Source organism: Paraburkholderia sp. RL17-373-BIF-A, assembly GCF_046030175.1.
In the GTDB taxonomy this organism is placed as follows: domain Bacteria; phylum Pseudomonadota; class Gammaproteobacteria; order Burkholderiales; family Burkholderiaceae; genus Paraburkholderia.
Genome location: NZ_JARESO010000081.1, coordinates 25,147 through 31,682 on the forward strand (window position 1 = coordinate 25,147; position 6,536 = coordinate 31,682).

General features: G+C 57.8%; 4 protein-coding genes and 3 pseudogenes. 2 read left to right on the forward strand and 5 right to left on the reverse strand.

From position 1 onward, the window contains the following. Positions 1 to 33: 33 nt before the first annotated feature. Positions 34 to 270 (reverse strand): annotated as a pseudogene (locus P0D80_RS44305) (phosphatase PAP2 family protein); the annotation flags it as partial. Positions 271 to 447: 177 nt separating this feature from the next. Between P0D80_RS44305 and P0D80_RS44310 the strand changes: the two are divergent. Continuing rightward, positions 448 to 1,059: pseudogene (locus P0D80_RS44310) on the forward strand (IS110 family RNA-guided transposase); the annotation flags it as partial. Between the two features lie 864 nt (positions 1,060 to 1,923). Then, a pseudogene (locus P0D80_RS44315) lies at positions 1,924 to 2,364 on the forward strand (integrase core domain-containing protein); the annotation flags it as partial. A gap of 485 nt (positions 2,365 to 2,849) precedes the next feature. Here P0D80_RS44315 and P0D80_RS44320 read toward each other — a convergent pair. The 4 genes from P0D80_RS44320 to P0D80_RS44335 all read right to left on the reverse strand — a co-directional run bounded on the left by P0D80_RS44320 (position 2,850) and on the right by P0D80_RS44335 (position 6,470). Beyond that, positions 2,850 to 3,986 (reverse strand): alpha-hydroxy acid oxidase, encoded by a 1,137-nt coding sequence (locus P0D80_RS44320; RefSeq protein WP_408293668.1) that lies wholly within the window; start codon positions 3,984 to 3,986, stop codon positions 2,850 to 2,852. Positions 3,987 to 4,214: 228 nt separating this feature from the next. Then, the gene (locus tag P0D80_RS44325) at positions 4,215 to 5,147 is read right to left on the reverse strand and encodes a D-2-hydroxyacid dehydrogenase (RefSeq protein ID WP_408293671.1); all 933 of its coding nucleotides are present in this window, start codon (positions 5,145 to 5,147) and stop codon (positions 4,215 to 4,217) included. Between the two features lie 105 nt (positions 5,148 to 5,252). Continuing rightward, positions 5,253 to 5,426 (reverse strand): hypothetical protein, encoded by a 174-nt coding sequence (locus P0D80_RS44330; RefSeq protein ID WP_408293674.1) that lies wholly within the window; start codon positions 5,424 to 5,426, stop codon positions 5,253 to 5,255. Between the two features lie 99 nt (positions 5,427 to 5,525). Next, positions 5,526 to 6,470 carry a 3-hydroxyacyl-CoA dehydrogenase gene (locus tag P0D80_RS44335; protein WP_408293686.1) on the reverse strand — a complete coding sequence of 315 codons (945 nt, stop codon included), beginning with the start codon at positions 6,468 to 6,470 and terminating at the stop codon, positions 5,526 to 5,528. Between the last annotated feature and the right edge of the window lie 66 nt (positions 6,471 to 6,536).

The following is a 6,536-nucleotide window of genomic DNA, read 5'->3' on the forward strand; positions in this document are numbered from 1 at the left end:
GGGGTAATGCGCTCCATGCGTCGCATCCCACGCTCACAGAACTTTATACGCGGAACTCGCGAGACTCCTTAAGCCGTCAAACTGATTGACGAGTTCGAGGCAGAGAACGAACGCCGGCATTGCAGACGGTTTCGGGTGCCCTTCGATCCATCGCAAGAAAGGCGGAGCGTAGCGCGATCTAAGCGTGTCTCTTGTCATGACGTAGGTAATGACAACGCCAATTGCGGCCCCTGCGAGCAGGTCGGTCGGGTAGTGAAAGCCGAGGTACGCGAGAGTGTGTGGAAACTCCATTTTTGCCGCCAAGCTGGCGATTGCCGATCAGGTCGATCGAGTTTGATATGGCGAGTTTGCACTAATCGAACATCGCAAGCACAACAAAGCCCCACGGGGGCTTTAGCTTCCAGCCATCTTCATACAATCGTGGGCGTAGACATCGCAAAAAGCGTAATGCAGATTCACTTGGTGGATCCCGACACCGGCGAGATCGTGAACCGGCCGGTCAAGAGGTCGGCGTTTCTCGAGTACTTCGCCAATCGCAAGCCCTGCCTCGTTGGCATGGAGTCCTGTGGCGGATCACAGCATTGGGCGTGACGGCTGATTGAGATGGGGCATCAGGTTAAGTTGATGCCGGCGAAGTTCGTCAAGGCGTTCAATATTCGCAATAAAAACGATGCGGCCGACGCCCGGGCGATCTGGATGGGTACGCAGATAGATTGCAAGCCGGTCGCGGTGAAGACCGAGGCTGGGCAAGCTGTTCTTGCGCTGCATCGTATGCGTCAGCAACTGGTTAAGTTTCGCACGATGCAGATCAACAGCCTTCGCGGATTGCTGACCGAGTACGGCGAGGTAATGGGAGTGGGTAGGGCGGCGCTGGACCGGGCGGTGCCAAGCATACTGGAAAGATCATCAGGGCGTTTGCCTACCATACTAATCGATACGCTGCGAGAGCAATGGAAAGGCCTCGACGCCGTGAACCGGCAGATTTGCCAGATCGAGCGTCGACTACGTGAATGGATGAAAGATGATCAAGCTGCTCAAGCGATCGCAGCCATCCCGGGGTAATCGTCCGAATCGTGCCAAATCTGGCGGTAGTCGCGTGAAGCGCCGCTTGCAGTATGGCTCCGCGGTTTCGACTTTCTCGCATTCGGCGATTTTGCAAGTAATTGATCCACATGGACTTTTAGGATCAAACCGCCATATTTCGCACGGAAAGTACGATAACCCCGAGTTGACGGCATTACTTCGTTCGGCAGCGAAGTAATGTCGTCAACTCGCGTCAATGCGAAGTAAACTTGTCAATTCGCCTTCTGCCGCGACCAAGAAATCATCGAGCAGGGGGCGCCACACTGTTAGCGGTTTGCGAAGCTTCGAGCCGGTCAGGATGCTGCGTTCTGAATGAAGTCCCCCATGGCAGTCGATGGGACGATGCACTATTAATTTCTGAAGAACGTTGGGCTATCTCAAATAAGAAGCACTACTATGTAATACAAAATCACAACAATAATTCTCAAATCGTGCAGGTTTGCAACCAGAACGCATCGACGTGCGGTGCACGGGTGCAGGCGAAAGAGCAGGTGCGTGTGTCTGAATCGGAGACTGAAATCGCGTGATGCCCGTGATTGGCGTCGCATCATTACTATTTCGGAGTTTGCAGTTTGACGGGATGAGAATATCTGCTTGCCGCTTGAATATCTGACAGAAATGAAGCGTGACTGCGATTTGAGCATGGCAGAACATCTCGCGCTTTATACGCCCTGTATGGCGATCATAGTGCGATGCTGCGCCGAAGCAACGGGTGGGAAGGGCACCTGATGCTCGATGAGCGGCGCCGACGACCCTTCCGCGGATTGCTGGCAGCATGACGCAAAACTGGGTATTGACGACATTACTTCGTTTTTGGTGACAACATTACTTCGCTCTACGAAAGGCGCAACGATGCTCGCCACCCTTCAGGCGCTGGGTGTCATGCCGTCGTTCAGTCGCCCGGGCGTGAGCAACGACAATCCTTTTTCCGAGTCGCTGTTCAAGACCCTGAAGTACCGGCCCGCTTACCCGCTCAAGGCGTTCGACACCCTGTTTGCCGCGCGTACCTGGGTGAGCGAGCTGGTGCGTTGGTACAACCACGAACATCGTCACAGTGCGATCCGGTTCGTGACGCCGGCGCAGCGCCATGCGAATCTCGATCAGGACATCCTGAACCGACGCGCGGCGTTCTACGAGAGCGCCCGGCAGCGCAATCCGCTTCGATGGAAAGGCCACATGCGTGACTGGCAGCGCCTCGATGCTGTGCATCTGAACCCGGATCGCATTGACAATCAGGGTGTCGCCCCACAACGCCCTAACCAGGAGAAAAAGGCCGCCTGAAATTCATTCGTTGAGGCGACAACTAACTTGAAACTTTCCGAGACCAGCGCTGCAACCAGGCGAGCGAAAAGCCGGATGCGTGCTCGCGGTCGAGGGCAGTTAGCTGGCTCGAGGCCGGATCCTCGACTGGTTTCACATCGCGATGAAGTTCCAGGCGGCGCAGCGTTCCGTGTTCGGCGGCAAGATGGTCGACTCGATGGAACGGGAGTCGGTAGAGACCGGAATCATCCACGCGAAATGGTTGGTCTGGCATGGCAAGGGCAGCAAGGCGTTGGAGCGGATCAAGGCGCTGGACAGTCGGCTCCTGGCGAAGGAGGAATACGAGTTCAAAACGCTGCGGTGGAATCTGAACGAGAAGGGTTATCAAGCCATAAAGGGGGCCCCGCTCGACATCACACTTTCCCTGCGCCGATCGACGTTGGAGCCGAACCGGCGCAGTCCAGTAGGGTCGATAGGCGCTGGTCCGCGGGGCGTAGCTCGATGCGTCAGGGTAGCAAGATCCGAGCATTCACTCTGCGGATGTCCGTATGGCCGCAAAACGCCATAGTGGTATCCAGCTCGTTGTGGATTATCTCCAGGCACTTTGTCACACCTGCTTCGCCCAACGCACCCAAGCCGTAGAGAAAGCTGCGGCCGATCAGGATGCCTTTGGCACCGAGCGCGACCGCTTTTAGGACGTCCTGTCCGCTCCGAATACCGCCGTCCATCCACACCTCAATTTTCGAACCGACCTCCTTTGAGATTTCGGGGAGCGCAGATATCGACGACGGCGCGCCGTCAAGCTGTCGTCCCCCGTGGTTGGAGACGATGAGCGCATCGGCACCGCTTTCGGCGGCCAACCGAGCGTCCTCTGGATCCATGATGCCTTTGAGGATAAGCTTGCCTCCCCAAAGCTTCTTGACCCACTCGACGTCTGACCAGTTCAATTCTGGATCGAACTGCTCGGCAGTCCACGAGCTGAGAGATGTCAAATCGCCAACGCCCTTCGCATGTCCTACGATGTTGCCGAAGCTTCGCCGCTTGGTCCCGAGCATCTCGAGGCACCAGCGCGGCTTGGTCGCGAGGTTGATGAGATTTGGAAGGGTCAGCTTGGGAGGAGCCGACAGCCCGTTCTTGATGTCCTTGTGGCGCTGGCCGATGATTTGCAGATCCAGTGTGAGCATCAAAGCGCTGCATCGTGCCACCCGCGCACGCTCAATGAGCCTCGCGATGAAATCCCGGTCACGCATCATATACAGCTGGAACCAGAAGGGCTTGGTTGTATTTGCGGCAACCTCCTCAATTGAGCAAATACTCATCGTGGACAAAGTGAATGGAACTCCGAATTTTTCGGCTGCGCGTGCGGCAAGGATCTCGCCGTCGGCATGTTGCATTCCGGTCAGGCCGGTCGGCGCGATGGCTACCGGCATCGCGACCTCGTGCCCGATCATTTCGGTGCGCGTGCTACGGCCTGCCATGTTGACGGCCACGCGCTGACGCAGTTTGATACGCTGAAAGTCGCTTTCATTGGCACGATAAGTACTCTCGGTCCAAGAGCCGCTGTCTGCGTAGTCGTAGAACATGCGGGGCACACGCCGTTTTGCAAGAACGCGCAAATCTTCGATGCAGGTGATGGTAGGCATGGTCTCTCTCTCGAGGAATCTTCCGCGATGACTAAGTTAGCCTGGAGAAACGGCTGGCCGTCGCTCCCCGACTTATTTTGAGGGCGCGCTGCATTTGCTCCTCACACAAACCAGCGATCGGGTCTCGGCAGCGAGGTCCGCCATGCCTCCAGGCCTGCCGACCGGCTCAACCGTATAGTTCAACCGGTTCAGCTCTGCTATTTCTCGTGTGAACCACCATTCCATCGCTCATGCCGCTGGCACATAATGCCTTTCGATGCCGTCGGCCAACTGCGTTACGAGCCGGGTCATCGCAACCTGGGTGCGCCAAGCCACATGCGGCGTCACGATCAGATCGGCCCTATTGGTGCGCAGCAGAGGGTGATCGGGCGCAGGCGGCTCCTGTTCCAGCACATCAAGCGCAGCATTTGCGATAAGTTTTCGATCAAGCGCCTCGATGAGCGCCGCTTCATCGACGATCCCACCGCGTGCCGTGTTCACGAGCGACGCCGTACGCTTCATCCGCTCGAATTCGTCGATGCCGAAAAGATGGTGTGTCTCGTCCGAAAGCGGGCAGTGCAGGCTGATCACATCTGACTCTCGCAGCACGTCGTCAAACGCCGTGTAGCCGGGACGCAATGAAGTCGCGCCTTTGCGGTCGGCCAAAAGCACGCGCATGCCGAACGCATCGGCGAGTTGCGCGATGCGCTTCCCGCCATGCCCCGCCCCGACGATGCCAAGGGTTGAGCCATAGAGATCCTCAACCGGATGCAGTTCCGCATAAAACGTCGGCGAACCGCTCCACCCCCCTGCATAGACGTCGCGCCAATACGGCACGAGATTTCGGCGCAGGGCCATCATCAGCGCGAAGGCGTGCTCAGGCACGGAAATAGTCGAATAGCCTGCGCACGTGACAATGTCTATCCCACGGCTGCGACACGATTCCAGATCGAGGTGATTGACACCAGCGGCGGGCACACCGATCAGTTCGAGTTCGGGCAATTGGTCGAGCGCTTCTCGCGATAGAGGCACCTTGTTGGTGACTACGATCTGCGCGCGTTTACAGCGTTCGACAACCTGTTCAGGTTTAGTCGACGGATATTCAATCCAGCGATACGCGAAAGAGAACTTTGGCATTTCGACGGAGAGCGTCGCACGGTCAAGAAAGGCGATGGTTTTCAATTACTGCCTCCAGTTTCAATCGGATGCGGTCGGGAATTCCTTTTAACGCTCGATCTGTCTGGCAATTTTTAGTTATCCATACCCCAGCGTCGACCTGAACGGGGGTCATCGGAGGAAACGGAATTCATCGGCTGCGGCTCCGTCGCGCCGGCCGAACCGCCTTTCGTTGCCAATGCCTCCGAGCAGCACCCTGAAGAACGAACGGCTCAACTCGCCGCACTTGACGTAGGACTGGATCGCACCTGAGGAGCCGCCGAACCCCCCGGCGATGACCAGCATCTCAGACTCGTTCGTCGGCGCAGAAGCTCTCGGCAGGTACGAATTCCGCGTGCTCGCGCGCGCCGGTCGCTCCACGCAATCCTGGCAGGAAGGGCTGCTTCAGCTTTCCTTTGACTCCAGTGAGCGTCGATGTGCGAGCAAAGCCATCAGGCGTCGATCACGCCACCGGCTCCGAGCTTCGATTTCATCTTCCGAGAGGACCGCTCGCCGCTCGTCATGGAGCTTCTGAATCGTCTCAGGCTCCCACGCGAATGGCACGCGTTCGGAAGCGATCGTGCGATAGGTGCCGCCGTAGCGATCCGCGTAGTCGGCGAGGCCGCCAGGTGCATTCAGGTCAATCGTTTCAAACGGCCCCATGAATGACCAGCGCATAGCAAGTCCATCGGTCATCACCGTGTCAAGATCGGCCGCGCTGGCATATCCCTGCTCATAAAGGCTCATGGCCTCGTCGAGCACTGCCCCCTGGATGCGGTTCAGCAGAAATCCGGAGATCTCGTAGTTCACGGTCACCGGCTTCTGGCCTGCGCGGACGTATAGCTCGCGCGCCTTGGCGATAACTTCCGGCGAAGTCCACGGCGCGCCAGACAATTCGACAAGAGGAACGAGCGAGGGCGGATTCACCGGATGCCCGACGAGGCATCGTGCCCGGCCCTCGAGTTTTTCTGTGAAAGCGGATGTAGGCAAACCCGACGTGGAGCTAGCCAGCAGGGTGTCCGGTCCCGTCAAGCGATCGAGATCAGCGAACAGAGCGCGCTTTGCTTCGATGACTTCGCCGATATTCTCTTGCACAAGAGCGACGTCACGGACCGCGTCCGCGAGATCCGGGCACGCTTTGACCCGCGCGACAATCGTCTCGACCGGCTCGTCAATAAGACCGTAGCCGTTCAGGTCCTCGACGCTGTCGCGAATAGCCGAGATGGCTCCAGCGAGCATCTCGCTGTTTGCGTCGTGGACATTCACGTTGAACCCGGCGCGTGCGAACACAATGGCCCAGCCACGCCCAATGCGCCCAGAACCGATAATTGCAACGCTTTCAGTCGTCATGACAGTCTCCAAGTTTTCCTGATCCATCAAATGAGTCACCACGCTCCGCATCGCGAGGGATGCCGG